Annotated in this window: 24 protein-coding genes; 19 read left to right on the forward strand and 5 right to left on the reverse strand. The window is 60.4% G+C overall.

Annotated features, from left to right (window positions below):
• Nucleotides 1-35 precede the first annotated feature (35 nt).
• Nucleotides 36-611: a TetR/AcrR family transcriptional regulator gene (locus MTX21_RS38660; protein WP_280969662.1), complete on the forward strand. Its 576-nt coding sequence runs from the start codon at nt 36-38 to the stop codon at nt 609-611.
• Between the two features lie 75 nt (nt 612-686).
• On the opposite strand, the gene MTX21_RS38665 is transcribed toward MTX21_RS38660, so the two are convergent.
• The 4 genes from MTX21_RS38665 to MTX21_RS38680 all read right to left on the reverse strand — a co-directional run bounded on the left by MTX21_RS38665 (nt 687) and on the right by MTX21_RS38680 (nt 4,029).
• Nucleotides 687-1,604 carry an NADP-dependent oxidoreductase gene (locus MTX21_RS38665; RefSeq protein WP_280969663.1) on the reverse strand — a complete coding sequence of 306 codons (918 nt, stop codon included), beginning with the start codon at nt 1,602-1,604 and terminating at the stop codon, nt 687-689.
• Nucleotides 1,605-1,688: 84 nt separating this feature from the next.
• Nucleotides 1,689-2,234 (reverse strand): carboxymuconolactone decarboxylase family protein, encoded by a 546-nt coding sequence (locus tag MTX21_RS38670; protein ID WP_280969664.1) that lies wholly within the window; start codon nt 2,232-2,234, stop codon nt 1,689-1,691.
• A 35-nt stretch (nt 2,235-2,269) separates the two neighbouring features.
• Nucleotides 2,270-2,956 carry a nitroreductase family protein gene (locus tag MTX21_RS38675; RefSeq protein WP_280969665.1) on the reverse strand — a complete coding sequence of 229 codons (687 nt, stop codon included), beginning with the start codon at nt 2,954-2,956 and terminating at the stop codon, nt 2,270-2,272.
• A 95-nt stretch (nt 2,957-3,051) separates the two neighbouring features.
• Entirely contained in the window at nt 3,052-4,029 is a 978-nt protein-coding gene (locus MTX21_RS38680; RefSeq protein ID WP_280969666.1) for an AraC family transcriptional regulator, read from the reverse strand.
• Nucleotides 4,030-4,598: 569 nt separating this feature from the next.
• Here MTX21_RS38680 and MTX21_RS38685 point away from each other — a divergent pair.
• From MTX21_RS38685 to MTX21_RS38740, 12 genes are all read left to right on the forward strand, one after another.
• Entirely contained in the window at nt 4,599-5,927 is a 1,329-nt protein-coding gene (locus MTX21_RS38685) for an MFS transporter (RefSeq protein ID WP_280970925.1), read from the forward strand.
• Nucleotides 5,928-6,155: 228 nt separating this feature from the next.
• The gene (gene trbB, locus MTX21_RS38690) at nt 6,156-7,070 is read left to right on the forward strand and encodes a P-type conjugative transfer ATPase TrbB (protein WP_280969667.1); all 915 of its coding nucleotides are present in this window, start codon (nt 6,156-6,158) and stop codon (nt 7,068-7,070) included.
• A gap of 52 nt (nt 7,071-7,122) precedes the next feature.
• Nucleotides 7,123-7,395 carry a TrbC/VirB2 family protein gene (locus MTX21_RS38695; RefSeq protein WP_280970926.1) on the forward strand — a complete coding sequence of 91 codons (273 nt, stop codon included), beginning with the start codon at nt 7,123-7,125 and terminating at the stop codon, nt 7,393-7,395.
• The gene (locus tag MTX21_RS38700) at nt 7,395-7,658 is read left to right on the forward strand and encodes a VirB3 family type IV secretion system protein (protein ID WP_280966283.1); all 264 of its coding nucleotides are present in this window, start codon (nt 7,395-7,397) and stop codon (nt 7,656-7,658) included. Before MTX21_RS38695 ends, MTX21_RS38700 begins: the two co-directional genes overlap by 1 nt.
• Before the next feature lie 10 nt (nt 7,659-7,668).
• On the forward strand, nt 7,669-10,110 hold the full coding sequence (gene trbE / locus MTX21_RS38705) for a conjugal transfer protein TrbE (RefSeq protein WP_280966282.1): 2,442 nt from the start codon (nt 7,669-7,671) through the stop codon (nt 10,108-10,110).
• Nucleotides 10,107-10,835, forward strand: coding sequence for a P-type conjugative transfer protein TrbJ (trbJ, locus tag MTX21_RS38710; RefSeq protein ID WP_280966281.1), 729 nt, complete (start codon nt 10,107-10,109; stop codon nt 10,833-10,835). Before trbE ends, trbJ begins: the two co-directional genes overlap by 4 nt.
• Complete coding sequence (trbK-alt, locus tag MTX21_RS38715; RefSeq protein ID WP_280966280.1) at nt 10,835-11,203, forward strand: putative entry exclusion protein TrbK-alt; 369 nt, start codon at nt 10,835-10,837, stop codon at nt 11,201-11,203. The genes trbJ and trbK-alt overlap by 1 nt, the downstream gene beginning before the upstream one ends.
• Nucleotides 11,200-12,429 carry a P-type conjugative transfer protein TrbL gene (gene trbL, locus MTX21_RS38720; protein WP_280971351.1) on the forward strand — a complete coding sequence of 410 codons (1,230 nt, stop codon included), beginning with the start codon at nt 11,200-11,202 and terminating at the stop codon, nt 12,427-12,429. The genes trbK-alt and trbL overlap by 4 nt, the downstream gene beginning before the upstream one ends.
• Before the next feature lie 101 nt (nt 12,430-12,530).
• Entirely contained in the window at nt 12,531-13,214 is a 684-nt protein-coding gene (gene trbF, locus MTX21_RS38725; protein ID WP_280969669.1) for a conjugal transfer protein TrbF, read from the forward strand.
• A 122-nt stretch (nt 13,215-13,336) separates the two neighbouring features.
• Nucleotides 13,337-14,245 (forward strand): P-type conjugative transfer protein TrbG, encoded by a 909-nt coding sequence (gene trbG, locus MTX21_RS38730; RefSeq protein WP_280970927.1) that lies wholly within the window; start codon nt 13,337-13,339, stop codon nt 14,243-14,245.
• Nucleotides 14,242-15,453 (forward strand): TrbI/VirB10 family protein, encoded by a 1,212-nt coding sequence (locus tag MTX21_RS38735; protein ID WP_280969670.1) that lies wholly within the window; start codon nt 14,242-14,244, stop codon nt 15,451-15,453. Before trbG ends, MTX21_RS38735 begins: the two co-directional genes overlap by 4 nt.
• A 5-nt stretch (nt 15,454-15,458) precedes the next feature.
• Complete coding sequence (locus tag MTX21_RS38740) at nt 15,459-15,695, forward strand: DUF2274 domain-containing protein (protein WP_280969671.1); 237 nt, start codon at nt 15,459-15,461, stop codon at nt 15,693-15,695.
• A gap of 589 nt (nt 15,696-16,284) precedes the next feature.
• On the opposite strand, the gene MTX21_RS38745 is transcribed toward MTX21_RS38740, so the two are convergent.
• Nucleotides 16,285-17,175 carry a LysR family transcriptional regulator gene (locus tag MTX21_RS38745; RefSeq protein ID WP_280969672.1) on the reverse strand — a complete coding sequence of 297 codons (891 nt, stop codon included), beginning with the start codon at nt 17,173-17,175 and terminating at the stop codon, nt 16,285-16,287.
• A 132-nt stretch (nt 17,176-17,307) separates the two neighbouring features.
• On the opposite strand from MTX21_RS38745, the gene MTX21_RS38750 reads away from it, so the two are divergent.
• From MTX21_RS38750 to MTX21_RS38775, 6 genes are all read left to right on the forward strand, one after another.
• Entirely contained in the window at nt 17,308-17,823 is a 516-nt protein-coding gene (locus MTX21_RS38750) for a hypothetical protein (RefSeq protein ID WP_280969673.1), read from the forward strand.
• Nucleotides 17,820-19,031: an efflux RND transporter periplasmic adaptor subunit gene (locus MTX21_RS38755; RefSeq protein WP_280969674.1), complete on the forward strand. Its 1,212-nt coding sequence runs from the start codon at nt 17,820-17,822 to the stop codon at nt 19,029-19,031. Before MTX21_RS38750 ends, MTX21_RS38755 begins: the two co-directional genes overlap by 4 nt.
• Nucleotides 19,028-22,165 (forward strand): efflux RND transporter permease subunit, encoded by a 3,138-nt coding sequence (locus MTX21_RS38760; RefSeq protein ID WP_280969675.1) that lies wholly within the window; start codon nt 19,028-19,030, stop codon nt 22,163-22,165. Before MTX21_RS38755 ends, MTX21_RS38760 begins: the two co-directional genes overlap by 4 nt.
• A gap of 23 nt (nt 22,166-22,188) precedes the next feature.
• Nucleotides 22,189-22,887, forward strand: coding sequence for a hypothetical protein (locus MTX21_RS38765; protein WP_280969676.1), 699 nt, complete (start codon nt 22,189-22,191; stop codon nt 22,885-22,887).
• 164 nt (nt 22,888-23,051) lie between these two features.
• Complete coding sequence (locus MTX21_RS38770; RefSeq protein WP_280969677.1) at nt 23,052-23,714, forward strand: response regulator transcription factor; 663 nt, start codon at nt 23,052-23,054, stop codon at nt 23,712-23,714.
• Nucleotides 23,711-25,084: an ATP-binding protein gene (locus MTX21_RS38775; protein ID WP_280969678.1), complete on the forward strand. Its 1,374-nt coding sequence runs from the start codon at nt 23,711-23,713 to the stop codon at nt 25,082-25,084. Before MTX21_RS38770 ends, MTX21_RS38775 begins: the two co-directional genes overlap by 4 nt.
• The last annotated feature ends 353 nt before the right edge of the window (nt 25,085-25,437 follow it).

Below are 25,437 nucleotides of genomic sequence, written 5' to 3' on the forward strand. Positions count from 1 at the left end.
GACCGGGTGCGGAAAATCTCTGGAGTTGAGAGAAGATGCGTTTCGAGAAAGGCCACAAGTCGGCGACACGTCGGCACATAATCGATGTGGCATCGAAGTGTATGCGCCGGGACGGCATCTCCGCCACCGGGATTGCCGGGATTATGGGCGAGGCCGGTCTAACCAAAGGAGCCTTTTCTCCGCACTTCGACTCCAAGGACATCCTTGTTCGCGAGGCGCTGGCGAGAGCGCTGGCTGACCAGCAGTATCGGCTTGAGGAAGATCAGCTCAAAGGCCTCGATCTCGAAGGCTCAATCCGGAGATACTTAAACTACGCTCACCTTGAAGACCCTGGGGACGGGTGTCCCTCCGCAGCGTTGCTTCCGGAAATCGCGCATCAGCCTCAGAACACCAGGGAAGATTACGAGAAAGCGCTGGAAAGCTACGTTGGGACTTTAGCGGCGCTGCTACCCGGCGCAGATTCTGCCGCGAACCACCGTCGGGCGAGGGCCATCTTCGCTCTCATGGTGGGCACTCTACAGTTTGCGCGGGCTATCCCCGACGCTGCCAAAGCGCAGCAAACTTTGGATGGAGGCATTGAAGCCGCGCTGCACTTGGCGCGAGCTCCATGATTCTAAATCAAGACAGCGGAGAGGCTCAGATCGGAGAACCTTGTGAGAGCTGAGCCCCTCGTCCTGCCCAAGCTCTTACGAGCGGACGTGAATAATCGTCTTGCCTTGGCGTCGCTGGGCCGAGTTGAAGTTGGCGACAGCATCGTCGAGAGAGGAGACCTTTCCGATGTTTGTCCGCAGTCTTCCGTCCCGCACCCTCTGGACGATCTCACTCAATTGACCACGATCGGCCTCCACAACGAAGTCGATGGCCAAACCGTCTAGCGGCCGAGCCTGCACCGGGCCGACGACACTCACCAGCGTCCCTCCGGCTCTGACAAGGGCTGCAGACTGCTTCTGGACGTCGCCGCCGATGACGTCGAATGCAAGATCGACGCCGCCGATATCTTTGAGGGCGTCGTTCTCCAGGTCGACGAATTCATTTGCGCCGAAATCGAGCGCTTTCTGCCGGTCGGCTGCACGTCCTGTTCCGATGACATAGGCGCCAGCTTCTCGTGCGAGTTGAACGACCATAGAACCGACCGCGCCGGCCGCACCATGCGCAAGTACGCTCTGGCCTGGGCGAAGACGGCCGTGCTGGAAAAGTCCCTGCCACGCGGTTAGGCCAGAGATCGGCAGGCTTGCGCCCACCTTGAAATCGACATCACCCGGCAATGGCGCCAGATTGCGCGCCTCGATGGCAATATATTCAGCGAGCGTGCCATCGCGATACCAGTCGGCAAGGCCGAATACGCGCTGCCCCGCCGACAGTCCCGTCGTGCCGTAGCCAAGAGCGGTGACTATGCCGGAAAATTCATGCCCAGGGATCGACGGAGTTCTGTCCCGTTCGCGACGATCGGTCCACGTCGAAGGCCATTCCAATTCCGTCGGAACGAATCCCGATGCGTGAACCTCTACGATGACGTCGTTGATCGCTGGTTGAGGGTCGGGCCGTTCCACCAGCTTCATCCCGCCAAATCCTGCAGCCTGGTCCGTCGCAATAATCGCTTTCATCTTCGACTCCTTGTGTGTGGTGTTTTTGTGTGTGGTGTTTTTCAGATTCCGAGCTTCCCGATCTGCGAGCTGGGAGGACCGTGCTCAGATCGAGCCGGCCGGTGCCACCGCGGGGAAGTCCTTGTCGGGGTTGAACACGTTGTTGAAGAAGTTCGTCAGCGAGTACATGGCCACGAGCGCGACGATCTCCATGATGCTTGCATCCGCGTAGCCCGCATCGCGGACGGCTTGCAGATCGGCGTCTGTGACATGGCCTCGGTTCTCGATGATCTTGCGTGCAAACTGGACGGCGGCATCCCGCTTCGGGTCGCTGGCGTGACCCTTTCGGGCGAGAATGATGTCCTCGGCCGGCAGCTTGGCCATGTGCTCCGCGGTGAAGCTGTGCACCGTCAGGCAGTAGTTGCAACCGTTCACCTCCGAGACCGCAAGGCCGATGCTGTCGCGCGTCTTGACGTCGAGCGCCTTCCTCAACGAGCCGAGCAGAGCGGCCCATGCGTTGAACGCGATCGGGCTTTGCGCGAAGGTCGCCATCATGTTTGGAGTGAACCCGATGCTCTTGGTGAACATATCGAGGGTCGGTTTCGAAGCAGCCGGCACGTGTTCCGGCTTCAGAGCGGCAGCTCTGGCCATGGTATTTCTCCTTGAATGATTGAGTTCAGGGGTGGTTAGGCGAAGTGCAGCACGTTGGCCACGGGCAGGCGCGGCTTCTGCGGCCAGTTGCCGGGCCGCTCCGGCCCGACGGTCAGCAGCATCACCGGGATTTCGTCTTCCGTCAGGCCGAACTCTCTGTGCACGGCCTCTGCATCGAAACCGATCATCGGTGTCGACCCCAGGCCTAGCGAGCGAGCCGCATAGATAATAGCTGCGGCGCCGAAGGTCGCGGAGCGTACGGCTTCGTCGCGCTGGCGCTGCGGATGATCGTCGTACAGGCCGTGCGCAGGCCCCTCCCATTCCGGCACCACATGTGCCGGCATGATTCCGGCTTCCACGACGGGCGCCAGGCGGCCAGGGACGGTGCTGGCATCAGCCAATTGGCCGATGATGACGAAGGTAACGGCTGCTTCGGTGATTGCGGGCTGATTCCAGGCGATCGGCCGCAGCCGTGCCTTTGCTTCGGGTGAGCGCACGGCGATGAAGCGCCAGTTCTGCAGATGGAAGGATGTCGGCGCTGATGTGCCGATCCGCACGAGGTCGCGGATCTGATCGTCGCTGAGGACGGCCGTCGGGTCGTAGTACTTCGCAGCACTGCGGCTCAGAATGGTTTCGATCACGGCGTTTGTCGGCAGCGGCCGCCCAAGTGAACGGGAGGTTTCCGGATCGGCAGCGGCAGCGGTTGTAGCGGTCTGGTTCATTGGGTTGCTCCGTTATCAAGTGATGACGGAGCCCAATTTACTGCTGGGAATGATCGTTTCGAGCCTCTATTGGCTCAATTTGGTGCTCAAAAGGATCATTCTGACGGCGACCGAGACTCATCGCCGTTGTGCGCCAGTCGGCGCCATTCCCCCGGCGTCATCCCCATCCTCTCCGCAAACACTCGCCGGAATGCCGAAACGGATTGATACCCGACCGTCTCAGCCACAGCTTCCGTACTGATCCTTGGGTTCTTGAGCTCGTTGGCGGCCATGCTCATGCGAAGATCGGTCAACAGGTCGAGGGCGGAGCGGCCCAACTTGTCCTGAAAGTGGCGCATGAATGTCGCGCGTGACATGCCGCATAGATCGGCCAGATCGGGAAGTTTCCAAGGTCGCGCCGGATCCGCGAACATCGCCGCAATGGCCGCTGCCAATCTCGGATTGCCGGCAAGGGCCAACAAGCCTTCAGTGGATTTGCCGGCTTCGCTCGCGGCGCGTAGAACCAGAGTGAACAAGACCGAAGAAAGCGCGTTGAGAATGGCGCGTCCTCCCGCTCTGTCACTTGCGGACTCCATTCGCATCAGCCTGACCAGTCCGGAAAGTTGACTCGATGCCGACGGGATGTCCTCTTCTCCATGGCTTTCCATGGCCCGCACCACCAGATTTGCCGGCAGGTAGTTGCGGACCAGTCGATCGTGAGGTGGCGCGACGAAAAAACGTCCGCACAGCAGATCGAGTTGCTCCCCCCATCCATCATTCTCGCTCAACATCCATCCTGCGGAGCCCTTGCTTTGGTGCGTGCTGATTGGCGTTTGGCCGCTGCCGTCGTGCAGCACATGCGCCGAACCGTGCGGGAGCAGCACGACATCCCCGCTTCCAAGCTCCTGCATCGTTCTAGAATCAGGGTCCTCGAAAATGGCCCGGCCCTTGACGATGACATGGTAGGGGATCTCGTTGGCCGCGGCCTGCGGCCAGATAAGACGCCATGGTGCGCCGTAGGCGCAGCGGACCTCGAGTTGGCCGGTCACGGTGATGATTTGCAGGAGATGACTTAACCAATCGACTTGAGACATAAGACCTCGAACGTGAATCGCCGACGCAGCATATCAATTTAGCGACGCGTTCGTCGAAAGGCTTGGCGTTCCGTCCTCATTGATTGCGTCGACGACGCCAGAACGCTCATTGCTGATTGCCGCCATACGGCGGTGAGTTCAGTCATCATCAATACCCACTTTGAACATGGGTGCTCAGGACGCCGCACGAGGTCCGCCAGCGCGAGCTGCAACTTTGAGCGGCCTCTATCTAGTCGAGTGCGGCGCCCCGTTTTTACCGGATGGGCGATGCGGGTCATGGATCTTTACTGGCGCAGCACCAGCAACGGCAACGCGGTAGCCATCATCGAAATCCTGATAGGAGCGAAGGCGAGTCGGCTTGTGCCCCCGAGCCCGCATGCATCAGTGTCCAGTTGATTATCACCTTGTGCGGGTAGAGCGGAGCTGATGAATTTATCGATTCGCGCTTGAGCAAAAATCACATCGGTCTTCCTTTTTCTACGCCAGCCTACCATGGCAACAATTTAGCCAAGCGCACAAAAGGCTGGTCGCGCTATCGGCTCGCACGAGCTGACAGCAAGAGGGTCCGCATGCAAATTTCTGGGAAATGGATTCTCACAGCGCGCGTATTTCTCCCGTTTGCTGCCGGATACTATCTTTCGTATCTGTTTCGAACGATCAACGCTTTGATCGCCAGTCATCTCAGCTCGGATGCCGGCCTTGGGACTGCCGACCTCGGGTTGCTTACGTCAGTCTATTTCCTTGTTTTCGCGGCGGCTCAGATTCCCGTCGGCATATTGTTGGACCGATTTGGTCCGCGTCGCGTCCAAAGTGTGCTGCTATTGCTCGCAGCAGCGGGCGCCGGGCTGTTCGCGGTATCGACCAGCTTCCTGTCACTTTTGATCGCGCGTGCAATGATCGGGCTTGGTGTGGCGGCGGCGCTCACGGCAGGACTGAAGGCCATTATCCTTTGGTTCCCCAGGGAGCGAGTTGCATTGCTGAACGGCTACATGATTATGCTGGGATCGCTGGGAGCCGTAACCGCTACGGATCCCCTCGAACATCTGCTCACTTGGATGAGCTGGCGGCCGCTCTTTGAGATCCTGGCAGCCGCTACGGGTGTGACGGCCATTCTCATCTATGTCATGGTGCCTGAACGACCCATTGTCCCATCAACCGCGCACGCCACCCTTGGCTCCGTTTTCGGCGATCGACGCTTCTGGCGAATCGCACCGTTGTCGGCGACTTGCATTGGATCAGCCTGGTCTCTGCAAGGTTTGTGGGCATCGCCATGGCTGACAGACGTCGAGGGGCTTGATCGCGCAAGTCTGGTCCGACAGCTTCTTACGATGTCGATCGTCTTAAGCTGCGGTGCCTGGTTGTTCGGTACGACGGTCCATTACATCAAACGGAGGGGAATCGGGGCGGAGACGATATTAGTGATGGTAGCAGTTCTGTTTGTCGCAGCTGAGTTAGCCTTGATCTTGCGAGCACCTCTGCCGTCCATTGTGCCCTGGTCCGTTGTCGCCATTGTCGCAACGGCAACTGTGGCCAGCTTCGCGGTGATAGCGGATTACTTTCCTCCGGAACTTGCCGGTCGTGCCAATGGCGCCCTAAACGTCCTGCACTTCGGTTGGGCATTTTTGGCTCAATTCGGGACTGGCCTGATCCTGGAGGAATGGTCTGCGAATGATGGCCGTAGGCCCGTCCAGGCCTATCAAGTCGCGTTCGGCCTCAGCGTAGCACTGCAGATCGCGGCGCTGGTCTGGTTCGTGCTGCCTTCGCGCCGATCCTTCTCCTCATGGATGAGTTCCATCCTCTTCTTCAAGCCGGCTGATGCTTCCTACGCTGTCGAGTCGGTCGGGGTGTATGAGGATTCGGTCATACTCGTGTCCGCGGATGACGATGCGGAGTGGTGAGCGGTAGCTCGCCGAGTACGATACTACTGAGTAGCCCTAAAACATCAGTTCTCACTCTTTCTTTTTCTACGCCAGCCTACGATCACTGAAGCCGCTTGTTGCGCCAAGTCCATCGGTGCCTTTTCTAATCATCCCCATCTGAGGCGCTCTTTGGGCGTCCTCATCCGGTGGGGGCGAACGGTGGCAATCCATTCCATTCAATCGGAAGCGAGTTCGCGCGGTGCGCGAATGCTGCGCAGCGCGCTTGGTTCTGCGATTGCCGGCTACCTCGAAGACGAAGCGATCATCGAGGTGATGCTCAACCCAGATGGGCGGCTGTGGATCGACCGGTTGTCGAATGGTCTGATCGACACAGGGGAAACTCTGTCGGCTGCGGATGGCGAGCGCATCGTTCGCCTGGTTGCGCATCACGTAGGCGCCGAGGTGCATGCCGGCGCGCCACGGGTTTCGGCAGAGCTGCCCGGGACCGGCGAGCGCTTCGAAGGTCTGTTGCCCCCAGTCGTTGCCGCCCCAGTCTTTGCTATCCGCAAGCCTGCAGTCGCGGTGTTTACGCTCGACGACTACGTCGCCAAAGAGATCATGACCTCGGAGCAGGCCAAGGTCCTGAAGAGCGCTGTTGCTGCACGGAAGAACATCCTCGTCGCCGGCGGGACGTCGACCGGCAAGACAACATTGACGAATGCGCTCCTGGCCGAGGTGGCGAAGACTGCTGATCGGGTCGTGCTGATCGAAGATACGCGTGAACTTCAGTGCAAAGCGCCCAATCTGGTAGCGCTCCGGACCAAAGACGGCGTGGCCACGCTATCGGATCTTGTTCGGTCCTCGCTGCGCCTACGACCTGATCGCATTCCGATTGGTGAAGTTCGCGGTGCCGAGGCGCTCGATCTGGTCAAGGCCTGGGCTACGGGCCATCCCGGCGGCATCGGCACTATTCACGCGGGCACCGCGCTCGGTGCGCTGCGGCGGCTTGAGCAGCTCATCCAGGAAGCCGTGATCACGGTGCCGCGCGCTCTAATCGCCGAGACCATCAACCTCGTCGCTGTGCTTGCAGGACGCGGCGCTGACCGTCGCCTCGCTGAGCTCGCCCTCGTCACCGGCCTTGGCGCCGCCGGCGACTACACCCTTTCATCAGCGGGAGACTGACATGCGTCGGCAATTGCGTTTTCTTCGAGGTGCATCGTTGGCCGTGTTCGGCATGGTGGTTTTGGGAGCGGCGCCGGCATGGGCGGCCGGCTCGAACATGCCGTGGGAGCAGCCACTCAATCAAATCTTGCAGTCGGTTGAAGGACCGGTCGCCAAGATCATCGCCGTCATCATTATCGTGGTGACCGGGCTCACGCTCGCGTTCGGGGATTCGTCAGGTGGTTTTCGCAGGCTGATCCAGATCGTGTTCGGATTGTCGATCGCCTTTGCCGCCTCGAGCTTCTTCCTGTCGTTCTTCTCCTTCGGCGGCGGCGTGGTGATCTGATGGATGATCAGGTGGCAGGCTTTGTCGTGCCCGTTCATCGCGCGCTCACTGAGCCAATCCTGATGGGCGGCGCGCCGCGGTCGGTCGCGATCGTCAACGGCACGCTTGCGGCAGCTCTGGGGCTGGGACTTCGGCTCTGGATCGCGGGTCTGGTCCTCTGGTTCATCGGCCACATGGCCGTCGTCTGGGCCGCCAAGCGCGATCCCGCCTTCGTCGATGTGGTGCGCCGACATCTGCGCATTCCCAGTCATCTCAACCTCTGAGCTATCGGTCATGTTGAACCTTGCCGAATATCGCCATTCCAGCGCGCGCCTCGCCGACTTCCTGCCTTGGGCAGCCCTTGTTGACGAAGGAATCATCCTGAACAAGGACGGCTCGTTCCAGCGGACAGCAAAGTTCCGCGGACCCGACCTGGATAGCGCAGTGCCGGCTGAACTCGTCGCCGTCGCGGGTCGCTTGAATAACGCCTTGCGTCGCCTGGGATCAGGCTGGGCCGTATTCGTCGAAGCGCAGCGTCATTTTGCGGGGACCTACCCGCCTAACTCCTTTCCGGATGTCGCGTCTGCGCTGGTTGACGCGGAACGCAGGGCTCAATTCGAGGAGGCGGGTGCCCATTATGAGTCCAGCTACTTCCTGACCTTCCTCTATCTGCCTCCAGAGGAAGGGGCCGCCAGGGCAGAGCAACTGCTTTACGAGGGCCGCGACCGCACCGTCGGAGCCGACGCGCGCGAGGTCCTCCGTGGGTTTATCGACCAAACCAACCGTGTGCTGCAACTCGTCGAAGGGTTCATGCCCGAATGCGCCTGGCTCGATGATCAGGACACGCTGACCTACCTGCACTCGACGATCTCGACCAAGCGTCATCGGGTACGAGTGCCCGAAATCCCGATGTACATCGATGCGCTGTTGGCCGACCAGCCGCTGACCGGCGGGCTCGAGCCGATGCTGGGCTCAGCCGATGTCCGGGTTCTCACGATTGTCGGCTTTCCGGGCGCGACGACCCCGGGAATACTGGATGACCTGAATCGCCTGGCATTTTCGTATCGGTGGTCGACCCGCGCGATCATGCTCGACAAGACCGATGCCACCAAGCTGCTGACCAAAATCCGCCGCCAGTGGTTCGCGAAGAGAAAATCAATCGGCGCCATCCTCAAGGAGGTCATGACCAACGAGGCATCGACGCTGCTCGATACCGACGCCCACAACAAGGCGATCGATGCCGATGCGGCTTTGCAGGAACTGGGGTCGGACCAGGTCGGGCAGGCCTTTGTCACCGCGACCATTACCGTCTGGGACCGCGATCCCGGTGCCGCCGATGAAAAGCTCCGTCTGGTCGAGAAGGTCATTCAGGGTCGCGATTTCACCTGCATGATCGAGACGGTGAATGCCGTCGAAGCCTGGCTCGGCGGCCTGCCCGGGCACGTTTACGCCAACGTGCGGCAGCCTCCGATTTCGACTCTTAACCTCGCCCACATGATTCCGATGTCGGCCGTGTGGGCGGGCGAGGCGAGGGACCTACACTTCAGGGGCCCTCCTCTGTTGTTCGGCAAGACCGAGGGCTCAACGCCGTTCCGCTTCTCGCTCCACGTCGGCGACGTCGGTCATACCCTCGTGGTGGGTCCGACCGGCGCCGGCAAGTCCGTGTTGCTGGCTCTGATGGCGTTGCAATTCCGCCGCTATCCGAACTCTCAGGTCTTTGCGTTTGACTTCGGCGGTTCAATCCGGGCGGCCGCGCTCGCCATGAATGGCGACTGGCATGATCTCGGCGGCGCACTGTCTGGCGGGGACGAAAGCCCCGTTGCCCTGCAACCGTTGGCCTGGATTGACGATCCTTCCGAGCGCGGATGGGCCACGGAATGGATCGGCGCGATCCTCGCACGGGAAAAGATCGAGATCACTCCGGAGGTCAAGGATCATCTGTGGTCGGCGCTGACGTCTCTTGCCTCGGCGCCGAGAGAGGAACGCACCCTGACGGGCCTGTCAGTCCTTCTACAATTGAACTCCCTGAAGCGCGCCCTGCAACCATACTGCCTGGGCGGACCTTCCGGCCGCTTGCTCGATGCTGAATTCGAGCGCCTTGGCGAGGCCTCGGTCCAGGCGTTTGAGACCGAAGGCTTGATAGGCACGAGTGCGGCCCCGGCCGTGCTGGCGTATCTGTTCCATCGGATTGGGGATCGTCTCGACGGCCGGCCGACACTCCTGATTGTCGATGAAGGGTGGCTTGCCCTCGATGACGAGGATTTTGCCGGCCAGCTCCGGGAATGGCTGAAGACGCTGCGGAAGAAGAACGCGTCGGTCATCTTCGCCACCCAGTCGCTCTCGGACATCGACGGCTCCGCGATCGCGCCGGCGATTATCGAAAGCTGCCCAACGCGCTTGTTGCTGCCGAACGAACGAGCGATCGAGCCGCAGATCACGGCGATTTACCGTCGCTTCGGCCTCAATGACCGCCAGATCGAGCTTCTGAGCCGGGCAACGCCAAAGCGCGACTATTACTGTCAGTCCCGTCGCGGCAACCGGATGTTCGAACTTGGTCTTGGTGAGATTGCGCTCGCATTCACCGCAGCCTCTTCCAAGACAGACCAGGCCACCATCACGCAACTTATCGCTGAACATGGCCCCGACGGTTTCGTGCCCGCCTGGCTCCAGCATCGTGGCGTCGCGTGGGCCCTCGACCTGATCCCCAACCTCGTCAATCTGGAGAAATCGCTATGAGACCTCTTCGCCTATTGGCGACTACGGCCGTCTTCGCGCTGGTGCTTGGCGTTACGGCGCCCGCACGGGCACTGATCGTCTTTGATCCCAACAACTACGTCCAGAATGTCCTGACCGCCGCGCGGGAACTCCAGCAGATCAACAATCAGATCACCTCGTTGCAGAACGAGGCGCAGATGCTGATCAATCAGGCAAAGAATCTGGCTAACCTGCCGTATTCGTCGTTGCAGCAACTGCAATCGTCGATTCAGCGGACCCAGCAACTGCTGGCCCAGGCTCAGCGGATCGCCTACGACATCCAGCAGATCGATCGCGCGTTCTCGACCAGCTACGCGCCAGCGACCAGCAGCCAATCGAACCAGTTACTGATCTCCAACGCTCAATCGCGATGGCAGAATTCCTATGCCGCGACGCAAGACGCGCTTCGTGTCCAGGCAGGCATCGTTGGCAACCTCGACACTAATCGCATCCAGACATCGGCCCTCGTAACCTCGAGCCAGAGTGCCAGTGGCACCTTGCAGGCAACTCAGGCCGGTAACCAGATCCTCGCGCTTCAAGCGCAACAACTTGCCGATCTCACGGCGGCCGCGGCGGCGCAGGGCAGGGCGCAGAGTCTCGAAGCGGCTCAGCGCGCCTCGGCCCAGGATCAGGGGCGAGAGCAGCTCAGACGATTCCTGACGCCTGGACAGGGCTATCAATCCTCCAATGTGCAGATGTTCCACTGATGACTGAGGTAAAGGCATTCAAGGCGTTGTCGCTGCTTACGACAATCGGCGTATTAGTGGTCGCGGCCTGCACGATTCAGCTTCGCGGTGGCGACGAGTCGCCAGCGCCGCCGAAGGCGGAGCGGACGACAGATGTAATCAGCTCTGACCTCGCACGCTGCCGCAGCGTCACTGCGGAGGAAACGGCAGGTTATCAGCATTGCAGACAGGTCTGGGCCGAAAACCGGCGTCGCTTCTTCGGCAAGAAGAACGGTCCCACAGATCCTGGCCGAGATGATTCCGCAGGTTTGGCGCCCGGCCCAAAAGACCAGAGCCGGATCCCGCAAGGTTATCCGCAACCGGGGACACCTGAGGCGAGCAAGCCATGACTGGTACCGGGATCATCGACCAATTCCTGGAAACGTTCACGCGTTACATCGACAACGGCTTCGGGTTGCTGGGGAGTGACGTCGGATATCTCGCAACGATTCTTGCCGCGATCGACATCACACTCGCAGCGCTATTCTGGAGTTGGGGACCAGACGAGGATATCATCGCGCGCCTCGTCAAAAAGACGCTCTTCGTCGGCGTGTTTGCTTACCTCATCAGCAATTGGAACAGCCTGGCGCGCATCGTCTTCGAGAGCTTTGCGGGGCTTGGGTTGAAAGCATCGGGTGCAAGCCTGTCTGCATCCGATTTCCTGCGACCTGGAAAGATCGCCCAAGTCGGACTCGACGCCGGCCGACCGCTGCTCGAGTCGATTTCCAACCTGATGGGCTACATCAGTTTCTTCGAAAATTTCGTCCAGATCGTCGTTCTCTTGTTTGCGTGGGTCGTGGTGCTGCTCGCCTTCTTTATCCTGGCGATCCAGCTCTTTGTCACCCTGATCGAATTCAAGCTCACGACGCTGGCCGGCTTCGTGCTCATTCCCTTCGGCCTGTTTGGCAAGACTGCCTTCGCGGCAGAGCGAGTCTTGGGCAACGTTATCTCTTCAGGGATCAAGGTCCTGGTCCTGGCCGTCATCGTCGGCATCGGCTCGACCCTGTTCTCGCAGTTCACCGCAGGCTTCGCCGGTGCACAGCCTACCATTGAAGACGCGATGACCTTGGTCCTTGCGGCACTGTCTTTGCTGGGCCTCGGTATCTTTGGTCCCGGGATCGCGAACGGGCTGGTGTCCGGCGGACCCCAACTCGGCGCCGGTGCCGCGGTTGGAACGGGCCTTGCCGCTGGCGGGATTGTTGCGGCGGGCGCAGGCCTCGCCGCCGGCGGTGCCGGTCTCGCTGGCGGTGCCATTGCAGGTGCTGCGCGCGGTGGGGGTGCCGTCTTGAGCGGAGCGTCCGCCGCCTATCGAAGCGGAGGCATTGCTGGCATTGCGGAGGCAGGTCACTCGGCTGCCATGAGCCCGTTGCGTCGTGCAGCGGCTGCACTCGGCGGAGGCGGGGAAGCCGGCGAGCAGGCCGCGAGCACTTCGGCAGAAGGGCAGCCCGATTGGGCGCGCCGCATGAAGAGAGCCCAAACCGTTCGGCATGGTGCGTCGGTAGCTGGCCACGCGGTCCGCTCAGGCGATCACGGGGGCGGCGGATCCTCCGTCGATTTGTCTGAAGGAGAGCGCTGACACGCAGCCAATGCGTTTTCGCCATACGCCGTGCGGCTGCGCCTCAAATCCGGACACCGCACGACTTGAAACCATTCACTCGATCTCAGGGGCAATCATCGATGTTCAAACGACCTTCCGTTCATTATGGGCGCATGCCCGAGCCGATTACGCCTTATCAAAAAGCCGCGCAGGTTTGGGATGAACGCATCGGATCGGCACGCGTGCAAGCCAAGAACTGGCGCCTGATGGCGTTCGGCTGCCTCATGCTCTCAGCCAGTCTCGCAGGTAGCCTTGTCTGGCAATCGAGCCAAGGCTCGATCACCCCCTGGGTGGTCGAAGTCGACCATCTTGGCCAGGCGCAAAGGGTTGCGCCGGCCAACATCGACTATCAACCCACTGATGCGCAGATCGCCTACCATCTGGCGCGTTTTATCGAGGATGTCAGAGGTCTGCCGGCCGACGGCATTGTTCTGCGCCAAAATTGGCTCCGGGCCTATGATTTTACGACGGATCGTGGCGCGGCTGCGCTGAACGACTATGCGCGCAACAATGACCCCTTTGCCAAGCTGGGTAAGGCTCAAATCTCCGTCGACGTCTCGAGCGTCATTCGCGCGTCTTCGGAGAGCTTTCGGGTCGCGTGGACGCAGCGCACCTACGATAACGGTTCGCTGAGTTCGACCGAGCGTTGGACTGCAATTCTCACGATCGTGATCGAGACACCGCGTGACGCCGAACACCTGCGCAAGAATCCCCTTGGCGTCTATGTCCGCGCCATCAACTGGTCAAAGGAGTTGAGTCAGTGATCAAGCTGCCGCATGACGTTTGCTCGAAGCCCCCCTTCTCGCGTGGTAGCCTCAATTCGGCTCGACCCAAGTTCCTGACCGCGAACCGAGCATGTCTGCACGCTCTCCTGCTTTGTTCGTCGATGCTTGGTGGGTGCGCGACCTACATTCCGCCGGAGATCAGCTATGACGCGGAAGTCCCTCCGTTGCCGGCGGCTCCAGCGCCTCTCGACGACAGACCGCAACCGCTTCACGTTCCACCGCTCTGGAAGCCTGTTCTCGGCGGTAAGTCGGGAGGGAAGGAAGAGCCTGAACCGGTGAGCCGGGTTGAGACGGCAAACAGCGCAGCTCGAGTCGAACCGCGCAAACGCGCGTATTTCAACGCAGCACAAATTTACGCCTACAGTCCCGGCGCGCTCTATCAGATTTACGCCGCGCCAGGGCAGATCACGGATATCGCGCTCGAGGAAGGGGAGCAGTTGACGGGATCAGGGCCGATCGCGGCCGGAGATACCGTGCGCTGGGTCGTGGGCGATACCGAAAGCGGGAGCGGCGACACACGACGGGTCCATATCCTGGTCAAGCCGACCCGCGCATCGATCGAGACCAATCTCGTCGTCAATACCGACCGGCGTACCTACCTGATCGAGCTCCGGTCCCGCGAGCGGCCATACATGCCTTCGGTTGCCTGGTACTATCCGGAGACAGTGCGCGAACGGTCGCGTTCAGTCGCTCTGAGGCCCGTTCTTCCGGATCCGGCACAGCGAATCTCTCGCTACGCAATCGAAGGGGATAGCCCACCTTGGCGGCCGCTCGCCGTGTATGACGACGGCCGCAAGGTCTATGTCGAATTCCCGCAAGGCATCGTGCAAGGCGAGATGCCTCCGCTCTTTGTCATCGGCCCGGACGGCAAGACCGAACTCGTCAACTATCGCGCCTACGGCAACGTGTTGATCGTCGATCGGCTGTTTGCAGCCGCCGAACTTCGGCTCGGTGGTGAGCACCAGCAGAAGGTCAGGATTGTCAGGACCGACGGGAGGCCGTCGTCATGAATACCCCGAGTGCAAACGATCACGAGCAAGCAATTTTGCCACAGACGCAAGAGGAGCAATCCACGAGCTTCCGCTTGAGAGCGGAGCACCCGCGCGTGACACGGTTGTCACGGAAAGTCCTAGCCGGAGGGAGCGCTGTTGCATTGCTCGTCATCGGCGGAGCTGTGTTGTGGTCGCTGCAGAACAATCGTCCCCGAAATCAGGTGGCCGATGAGCTTTACAGCACTGACCACCACAACGTCGCCGACGGCATTACGGCTCTGCCGAAGGACTACAGCGGCGTTCCGCGCCAACCAACCCCGCAGCTTGGTCCACCGCTCCCAGGCGACCTCGGTCGACCAATCCTTGCCGCCCAAGGCCAGTCGCCGACGATCGGCGGTGATCCAGAACAGCAGCGTCGGGACCAGGAGACCGAGGCAGCCCGCATCAGTCGTTTGTTCGCTGCGACCAATGGACGAGAAGTGCGTCCGCCCGCCGCTGCGGCTGTCGGAAGCGAACGCGTCGTGCCACCGAACGCAATGAGCACTGGTGACGACGGATATGGGCAGAACGGTCAAGACCGAAAGCTCGCCTTCGTGAACGCTTCTGTGGACCGTCGAACGGTCAGCCCTGACCACATTACCAAGCCAGCCTCACCGTATATCGTGCAGGCTGGAACGGTCATTCCGGGAGCCTTGATAACCGGGATCAGGTCAGACCTCCCAGGCCAGATTACAGCGCAGGTAACGGAGAATGTTTTTGACACGCCGACCGGCCGCTTTCTGCTTGTCCCTCAGGGAGCGCGTCTGATCGGCATATACGACAGTCAAGTCACGTTCGGCCAATCTCGCGTCCTGCTGGTCTGGACTCGGCTGATCATGCCGAATGGACGTTCTATCGTTCTCGAGCGGCAGCCTGGCGCTGACACCGCGGGCTATGCGGGCCTTGAAGACCAAGTCGACAATCACTGGGGTGAGCTATTCAAGGCGGCGGCACTATCGACGTTTCTAGCGGTGGGGACCGAACTCGGAGCTGGCTCGGACACCAACAGCAACGACAGCGCAATCATTCAGGCGTTGCGACACGGCGCCTCCGACTCACTGAACCAAACCGGGCAGCAGGTGGTTCGGCGCAGCCTCAACATCCAGCCGACGCTGACCATCAGGCCAGCTTTTCCGGTTCGCGTCATTGTTAATCGCGATCTAGTTCTCGAGCCGTATACGGGTTGACACAAATGGCGAAACTTCGAATTGCGGCGCTTACGGATGATCGGTCTATAAAAGTGACAACTGAGCTGCCGGCAACTGTGCACCGCGATCTAGTCGTGTACGCGGAAGTGCTAGGCGGTCAGACCGGCCAGACAATCGACCCGATCAAACTTATCGCACCCATGCTAGCGCGGTTCATGGCCACCGACCGAGCGTTCGCACGCCTTCGGCGTATTCGTCAATCCAAGTCTGCGGAAGCGTAGCGTTCGGACAGGGCTCAAGAAACCTCTGCCGAGTTTCGAAATCGCTTGCATCTTCGAGCTCGCGTTCCGGGCATATCGGGTCAGCAGAACCGTCGCTTCCGCAGAACAGTCCAGTACTCGCTTGCGACAAGGCATGATCCTTAGGGTAAAGAAATCAGAATGCGCTCGCTCGAGAGATAAAGTGCCTTGTTCTCGCTTGACGCTTTGGGCCTGCGCAGGGCCGCGCGACCGACCGCAACTTTCAAACCTTATCTCTGTTCATCTAATTTTCAACTAATCCATAGCTGGCACACGGGTGTAGTGTGTTCCATGAGCCATAAGCTAGACGAGAATTTGTGTGCTCTGACGAGAATCGGTTGCATGAAATGTTGATCAGTTCGGACGTCCTCGCCGAATGTCGAAGGGGAACGATGCTGGGCGTTGCCACGAATTCTAGGAAACGCAGTGAATTGATAGCAAGCGCTGCTAGGCGTGTGGCCCTGTGCGCACAGCCGCACCGAATCTTCAGTAAGGCGCGCCGCCACGGAACCTAAAGGCTGGGCCTACAGGCGGAGGCTTCGCTGCCCTTTCGATCACAGCATTCGGGGCTCTAAATCGTTGTGGTGGCCGAGACAATGGTCTCCCGCAGCCATTTGTGAGCCGGCAGCTCGTCGAAGCGGCGATGCCATGACATTACACTTCGCAATCGTGGAGCATTGAATGGAAGTTCACGGATCTCGATCGGATAGGCGCGCCGGAATTCTTGCGCGAGCTTCCGTCCGAGAATGGCGACCAAGTTCGACTGCACTAGTACTGCACCAGCCGACAAATAGGGTACTTCCAGCGCAATCGACCGGCTCTTCTTCAGGGACCTATCTACGAAGCTCAAATCTTCGGTGCTGGAGGTGATCGCAAGATGTTGAACCTGCGCCAGCGCGCCCATTGTCAATCTCGAGCGAATGGCCGGATGGCCGCTTCGAAGCACCGCGACGTAGCGGTCGTCGATCAGGAGCCGCGATGCGAAGCGCTCTCCGTCCAATTCCCGTCCGGTGATGGCGAGGTCGAGCTCGCCCCGGTCCAACTTATCGACGACGTTCAATGTTCCGCTGGGAATCAGCGAGAGCCGCAGCTTCGGCGCCTGGGCGCGTGTCGCCGCAACGATCGGGCCCGCCGCCACGACTGCCGCATAGTTGTTGGCGGCGATGATGAAACGTCGCTCCGCCGTGGCGGGGTCAAAGTCGTCGCCCTCTATCGCCAACTGCAGATCGTTGAGGGCCCTTCGGATCGGAATCGCAAGTTGTTCCGCACGCGGAGTAGGGACCATGCCCGTCGGCGTCCGGACGAACAGGCCGTCCTTGAGCGTATGCCGAAGTCGGTTCAATGCGTGGCTCACTGCGGGTTGGCTGATCGCCAGCGCCTCGGCCGCCCGCACCACGCTGCGCTTCTGCAGGACTGCATCGAAGACCAACAGCAGATTCAGATCGAGGTTGCGAAGTCTCATGAGGAGTCCTCATATGCACAGGATGAATTGAGAAATAACAACAATTCATTGGAAAAATAGAGGATAGGTCATCAATGTCCAGCCATGCCTTCAATTCTCGAGAGCCCACGCCGGACGGCGCGCCACGGGGCCATGGTCGCCGTCGTCGCAGATCCTGAGCAGCCGTCGTTCGCCACTCAGGAGAATTTCGCTCGCTGGCATCGACTAACGCCGTCTGCCACCTGGCGCTGCGTCAACGTGCCGTGCGGAGACTCGTCGCGCACTGCCAAGGTCCTCGTCGACATGATGGAGAGTAAGCGCGTTCGCTCCGGTCAACTGATCCTCTTAGCATCCGGCGAAGTCGGACGTGGCGTCCTGGAAGTAGTTCTGCGGGGCGCCCTCGAATGCGCGGGAGTTCTGGCCGTAGATGTACCGTGCGCGCCGCTTCCGTTCGGCGAACTCGCGACACATGCGGCCATTCGTCTCGTCATCCACCAAGGCAACGAAGAGGAGTTCGGCCTTGTCGGTCAGTTACAGCGCGCCGACGTCGACGAACGCGTCATGCGGCTCAACCAGGCCGGAGCCACGGGCTCCCAAGCAACCGCAAGCGCCGCCGAAACCTTCCTGTTGGAATTGGTCGCAATGGTCGGTCATCGATTCGGAATATGAGCAAGAAGATGAAGTCGAGAGTATTGAAGATAATCGGTGTGTTGGTGCTGCTCGGTGGAGGCTCGTCCGCGTACTATTGGCATTCGTCGAGGGCGCACGAACAGGGAATGCCTACGCCCACCTCTCAAGCAGCATCGAGCCCCGCGCAGGCCGTTCCGGTGACGGCTGCGAGCGTCGTGCAGGGAGACGTGCCGATCGTGCTAGAGGGGCTCGGCACGGTAACTCCGATCAATACAGCGATCATCCGCACGCAAGTCCAGGGCACTCTGCAAAGCGTCGATTTCATCGAGGGACAGGAGGTGAAGCGCGGCGACTTGCTGGCCAAGATCGATCCGCGCGTTTACCAGGCGCAAGTCGATCAGGCGAAGGCCGCGCTCGCTCGTGACGAGGCGACGCTGAAGAATTCGAAGGCGAACTTGGCGCGGACACAACCGCTCGCGGATCGCGGCTTCGCGACATTGCAACAGCTGGATACGCAGAATTCGCAGGTCGCACAGGGCGAGGGTACGATCCAACTGGACCAAGCCGCGCTCGAAGCCGCGCAGACGCAACTCAGCTTCACCATGATCACCGCTCCGTTCGACGGCGTCACCGGCATCCGCCGCATCGATCCGGGCAACATTGTCCAGCCGTCTGACGCGAACGGGCTGGTCGTCCTTACGCAACTGCAGCCGATCGCGGTGATTTTCACGCTGCCATCGACCGAAATCCCGAATGTGCAGCAGGCCATCGCGTCCGGCGAAGCCACGGTTGATGCATACGATGCGTCCAACCGGAAGAGGCTGGATCACGGCACCCTCATGCTGATCGACAATCAGGTTGACAATTCGACCGGCACGGTGCGGCTGAAAGCATCCTTTCCCAATGCGGGCCAAACGCTCTGGCCGGGCGCCTTCGTCAACATTCATTTGACCATCGCTGTCCGGAAGAACGCGCTTACCGTCCCGCTATCGGCTGTCCAGCAGGGACCGAACGGCGCGTTTGCGTACGTGGTCGGGTCAGATCACAAGACGACCGTTCGCAACGTCGTGATCGGACAGTCTCGCGCGGGCCGGGTGCTCATCGAGCGGGGTCTCTCGGCCAACGAGATCGTGGTCACGGCCGGCCAATATCGTCTGAGCGACGGGAAAACCGTCGAGGTCGTGCCGGATAGCCAAAGCTCCCGGGTGCAAAATGCCACAACCGCCAGCGCGGGGATGCTGCCATGAGCGTTTCGGAAGGGTTCATCCGCAAGCCGGTCGCCACCGCATTTCTCACGATCGGGATCACGCTAGTCGGGCTGATCGCGTTCTTTCAACTGCCGATCTCGGCGTTGCCGTCCGTCGACACGCCCACCATCCAGGTCACGGCGCAACTGCCCGGTGCCGACCCTCAGACGATGGGGTCGTCCGTCGCCACCCCGCTCGAACGGCAGTTCGGACAAATCGCCGGTCTGACAGGAATGACCTCGAGCAGCGGCCTGGGTAATACGCAGATCACTCTGCAGTTCGCGCTGAACCGCAGCGCGGATGCCGCGGCACAAGACGTCCAGACCGCGATCAACGCGGCCGCCGGACAATTGCCCAAGAACATGCCATCCCCGCCGATCTTCAGAAAAATCAATCCTGCCGACGTTCCGGTGCTGCTGATTGCGCTGATGTCCGATACTCAGCCGCTCACGAAAGTGAACGATTATGCCGATAGCATCTTGGCGCAGAAGCTATCTCAGGTACCGGGGGTTTCGTTGGTCACCATCGGCGGCGCGCAGAAACCGTCGATACGGGTACAGGTGAATCCAGCGAAGTTGGCGGCCGCGGGGCTCGACCTCGAGCAATTGCGTGCGACACTAGGCGTCGTCACGGTCAACCAACCCAAGGGCGTCCTCTATGGGGCCCAGCAGGCCTATACGCTCGCGACCAACGATCAGGTCCTGACCGCGCAGGGCTACGAGGACCTCATAATCGCCTACAGAAATGGGGCGCCCGTCCGGCTACGCGACGTCGGTCGAGCGGTCGTCGGTGCCGAGGACATCACGCTACACGGCTGGTTCGACGACAAGCCGGCCGTCGTGCTTGCCATTCAGCGGCAGCCCGGCGCCAACGTCATAGCGACGGTCGACCGGATCAAGCAGATCCTTCCCCAACTCATCTCCAGCCTTCCATCCGATATCAAAGTCGAGATCGCATCCGATCGAACGCAGACAATCCGCGCCAGCGTCGAAGACGTCCAGCTCACGCTGATTCTCACCATCGCACTGGTGGTTGGGGTCATCTTCCTGTTCCTGCGCAATTTTTGGGCGACGATCATTCCAGGGATCTCGGTCCCCATCTCGCTGATCGGAACGTTCGGCGTGATGTACCTGTTCAACTACAGTCTCGATAACCTTTCGCTAATGGGCCTTTCGATCGCGGTCGGCTTCGTCGTCGACGATGCGATCGTGATGATCGAAAACGTCTCTCGGCATATCGAGGAAGGACTTTCGCCGCTCGAAGCGGCGTTGAAAGGTGCGGGCGAAATCGGCTTCACCATCATCTCGATCTCGGTATCGTTGGTCGCCGTGTTCATTCCTCTGCTGATGATGGGCGGCGTGGTCGGTCGCATGTTCCAAGAATTCGCGGTCACGGTTTGCGTGGCGATCGCGGTCTCGGTGATCGTCTCCGTGACGCTGACACCGATGATGTGCGCCTACCTTCTCCGATCCACTCACGGGGCAAATCCTGGATTGCTGTCGCGTGCCCTTGAAAAGGGTTTCGTGACCATCCAGGACGGCTACGAGTCCGTTCTCAAGCTGGCGCTTGCGCACAAGCGACTGACCATATCGGTGATGCTCGCCAGTATGTTGGCCACCGGCGCGCTGTTCGTGACCATTCCCAAAGGATTCTTCCCACAACAGGACACCGGAATGATCACCGGCATCACCGAGGCGTCGGCGGACGTATCACCTAGCCAAATGGCGGAGTTGCAGCGCGGCGTCATCGACATCATCGCGAGGGACCCGTCGGTCGCAAACGCGACAGGCTACATCGGCCCGGGCGGTCCGACCGTCACCGAAAACAACGGCCGTCTGTTCGTGCTTCTCAAGCCGCGTACCCAGCGGCAATTCACAGCCGACCAAGTCATTCGCCAGCTCAGCGTAAAGCTGCAGTCGCTCAAGGGCATTCAAGTGTTCTTGCAGGCGACGCAGGACATCAACCTCGCAAGCCGCCTGTCGAAAACGCAGTATCAGTACACGTTGACGGACGTGAACCAGGACGAGCTCAACACCTGGGCGACGAAGCTCTTCGACGTCCTGAAGACGCTGCCCGAGCTGGCGGACGTCGCGACCGACCAGGCGAATGCGGCGCGGCAACTCAAGCTTCAGATTGATCGCGACGCCGCTTCCCGGCTCGGGATCGACCCGGCGGCGGTAGACAATACTCTCTACGATGCGTTCGGCCAGCGTCACGTCGCCCAGATATTCACCACGCTCAACACCTATTTCGTCATCCTAGAGGCCGATCCCTCCTTCCAGCTCGGTCCTTATGCTCTGAACCGCATCTACGTCCGGTCGTCCGGCGGAGCGATGGTCCCTTTGAGCCAGTTCACCACGGTCGAATACGGCGCGGCGCCGTTGGCCGTGAATCACCAAAGCCAGTTTCCCGCCGTGACGCTAAGCTTCAATCTCGCCCCCGGAACGGCGGTGGGCACAGCGGTCGCAGCGGTGCAGCGGGCGACTGCCTCGCTTCACATGCCAGCCACGGTCGCAACGAGCTTCCAGGGCAACGCCCAAGCCTTCCAGAATTCGCTCGCGAGCACGCCCATCCTGATCGCCGCGGCGGTCGTAGCGGTCTACCTGATCCTTGGCATGCTCTACGAAAGCGCGGTGCACCCGATCACGATCCTGTCGACGTTACCGTCCGCCGGACTAGGCGCGCTGCTTGGACTTTGGGCGTTCGGGTTCGGACTCGACGTGATCGGCCTCATCGGAATCGTCCTCCTGATAGGCATCGTGCAAAAGAACGGCATCATGCTGATCGACTTCGCCCTCGAAGCCGAACGCCACAGGGGCCTCACGGCCGAGCAATCGGCATACGAAGCCTGCCGGATCAGGTTCCGTCCGATCCTGATGACCACCATGTGCGCCATGCTCGGAGGCGTACCGCTGATGGTCGGCACGGGTACGGGTGCGGAGTTGCGCCAACCGCTCGGCTTCGCGATCGTCGGAGGTCTGATCGTGTCCCAACTGCTGACGCTGTTCACTACACCCGTCGTCTACATCTACCTCGACGGCATGACCAAATGGTTCGCGCGCACACGCATGGCCAACCAGACGGCGACCAAAGCTCGAGAGGTATCAGCTTGCGCAGTAGAGCCGCCTCCATAGGCACTATTGCTGCCGAAACGCTGATGGACGAGAAATGGACAAGCGGAGGTCTCGGAGCTTCGGTGCGCGTACTGACGCCCGCAAGAATACTTTCGGAAATCAGCCCCGCTTTTTGGGTTACCAGGGGGGTGGCGACCGCGCTCGGCCAAGTGGCTGGGGAGGGAGCAATCCAGTGGGCGAACGCGCGTATTTGGGGTGCAATCGGTCTGCTCTCGGTCTTCTGTCTCGTGTCCGCCGTCGTCGCGCGAGCCGCTCGAAATCGCTTTCCCACGGCTATCTTCTGGCTGGCGATCGCTGCAGTCGCGTCAGGAGGAACCGCGCTCGCAGAGGCTGCCGACAACGCGCTCGGAATTGGGGATATCGGAGCAGCCCTGAACTTGTCTTCCTATCTTGTTCTATCGTTCGTGCTTTGGCATCGCGTGGCTGGCGTTATCTCGGGACTGACAGGTCCCTCCGGGGGCGGACTCTTCTTCTGGGTGACTGCCGCGCTGGCACAGGCGCTTTGCAGCGGGTTGGCCGACTGGATCGTCGACCCAGATGGGCCAGATTCTCGCGCCTCCCTTATCGTCGTCCTGTTGGGCATCGTGACTGTCGCAGGGCTGTATCTCTGTACGCCAGCCCGACGCCCAGCTTTGTTCTGGAGCGCCTTCATCATTACCGGAATCATCGGTGCCCTCGGTGGAAAAGCCATCTCAATGGGGGCCCGACTTGTTCTGCACTAGGTGTCCTGCACCTGCCCCGGGGCGATACTTCGTTCGACGTGGAGTTGGCGTTAAGCGGGTTTTGCTCGGAAATAGGCCCTAAGTCACCCCTAAGCCGGTACCCCAAGAATCGAACGGGCCATCTTGGCGGCTCGGCCTGAGCGCCTCGGACAAAGGAATGGTGCATGCGAGTTCTGCTGATTGAGGACGATAAGATGCTCGGAGCAGCCGTGCAGCAGGCACTGAGAGATGCGGCCTTCGCGGTGGACTGGACGAGGGATGGCGAGACCGGGATGCTTGCAGCCGAGAACGAGATTTACGAGGTAATGCTACTCGACCTTGGGCTTCCGAAGCTGGAGGGCCTGAAGGTCCTCGAGCGACTGCGCAGTCTGGGACGCAAGCTTCCCGTCATCATCGTCACTGCTCGCGACCATGTCGACGATAGGATCGAAGGGCTTGATCTCGGCGCGGACGACGTCCTTGTGAAGCCGTTCGAGGTCCGCGAACTACTGGCGCGAGTGCGGGCCGTTCTTCGCCGAGACGGAAGCGGAGTGCCGGCGTTACTCGGCAACGGCTGGCTTACCCTCAATCCCGCCACGCATGAAGCAACGCTTTCCGGTCAAACAGTTCTGTTGACCGCCCGCGAATTCGCGCTGCTTCAAGCACTCCTGGTACGTCCCGGTACAATCCTATCGCGGGGAGAACTTGAACGGCAAATTTACGGTTGGAACGAAGAAGTTGAGAGCAACGCCATCGATTTTCTCATCCACACCATCCGGAGAAAGCTCGGACCGACAGCGATCCGCAACGTGCGCGGAGTTGGCTGGATGGTAGATCGCGCATCATGACCGCGTCGTTACGAGGCCGCCTTTTCGTTGGGTTAACGGCAATCATTCTCCTGACCGGTGCCGTCGGTGGAATCCTCGCCTACCGCTGGGCCTTCGGAGAGGCGATCGAAATGCAGGACTCGCTTCTGATCCAGATGGGAGGGCTGCTTCAAAACCGCATCCTGGATGGCGGCCGCGCTCTCCCAGGGGTCGACGATGACGCGGAGGTTTGGGTGATGGAGTTGGGCAAGACGCCGCGAGGGACACCTCAAGAACGGAAGTACTGGAGTTTTCAGGACGGGCTACACGACGCCATGCGGAACGGCCAGCCAATTCGGCTCCTACTACAAACACGAGCGGATGGGACTCGGCTGGCGGTGGCACAGAGCACTGGATTTCGGCACGAAATCGCCGGCGACATGGCATTCCGTACATTTCTTCCAATCGGAGCATTGATTCCCTGTCTGATGGTCGTCGTCGCCATTGTGATCGACCGGTCGCTGCGACCAATGGCTCGGGTTGCCAGCGAACTCGACGGACGGTCTGCGGACGATACGACGTCTCTTCAACTCGATCACGTGCCAAGCGAACTACATCCATTCATCGGATCGATAAACGGCTTGTTTCAACGCATGCGGCTCATGATGGAGCAGCAGCGACGGTTCATTGCCGACGCCGCCCACGAGTTGCGAACGCCTATCGCAGCGTTAAGCGTGCAGGCCGAAAATCTCGAGTCTATCGAGCTACCGCAGTCGGCACGAGATCGGGCGGCCGCTATCAACCAAGGCATGGCACGCACCAAGCACCTCCTGGAGCAATTGCTCGCACTGGCCCGGCACGATGCGTACGCGGTTGTCTCGGAAAGAGAGCCTATCATTGCGTTAGACCGAGCAGCGAAGGACGTCGTGGCCGACATGCTGCCCGAGGCTCTGACGCGCGGCATCGATCTCGGTTTCGAACTTGTCGAGTCCGTTTGGGTGAGGAGTGAACAGGTGATGCTCACTTCGTTAATCCGCAACTTGATCGACAACGCCATTCGTTTCACTCCGAAAGGCGGAAGGGTCGACGTCGGAATCTATCGACAAGGGGGGAGAGCTATTCTGCAGATCGAAGATAGCGGACCAGGAGTCGCGCCGGAAAATATCGAGCGGATCTTCGAACCATTCTTCCGAGGCAGTCATCCCCAAGGAGAAGGTAGCGGGCTCGGGTTATCGATCGTAAGGCGAGCTGTCCACTGCCTCGGAGGTTCGATCGTTCTCGAGAATATTGTCGAGAAGGGTCAAACGGGCCTTCGTGTAACTGTAGAACTTCCTCTGTGTGAAGCTACCTCGACCGAGAGTAAAGCCGATTCATACCGGGCTCGGGGAGATGACTTAAACGTCCTACGCTAAGTCGCTCCTAAGCCGTGCTATTAAAATCGGCATCATCACACGAGCGAACGGAATTTCCTGGAAAGGGAGATCGAGTTGTCTGCAGCCGCAGCTTCGAGCGCGCCCCGATTGTTGAACGAGGTGCCGGACGTCCCGCTGGGTGACCAAAACCTATCGCACACAGTTGAAGTGACGGGCGCATCATTCGATTCAACAGCAGAAGAGTGGCCCTGAATGTCAAGATCGACCATCCACGGGCGGGCTGCCGCAAAACGGCGAGGGCGAGTGGGGCAAATCTAATTCAATGGCGCACGTCACTTTGAGCTGGACTTTCCAACCTTCCATCACGTGCTGCCATTCGCCAGAAAATCCAT

The sequence above is a fragment of the Bradyrhizobium sp. ISRA430 genome, from assembly GCF_029909975.1.
Taxonomy (GTDB): Bacteria; Pseudomonadota; Alphaproteobacteria; order Rhizobiales; family Xanthobacteraceae; genus Bradyrhizobium.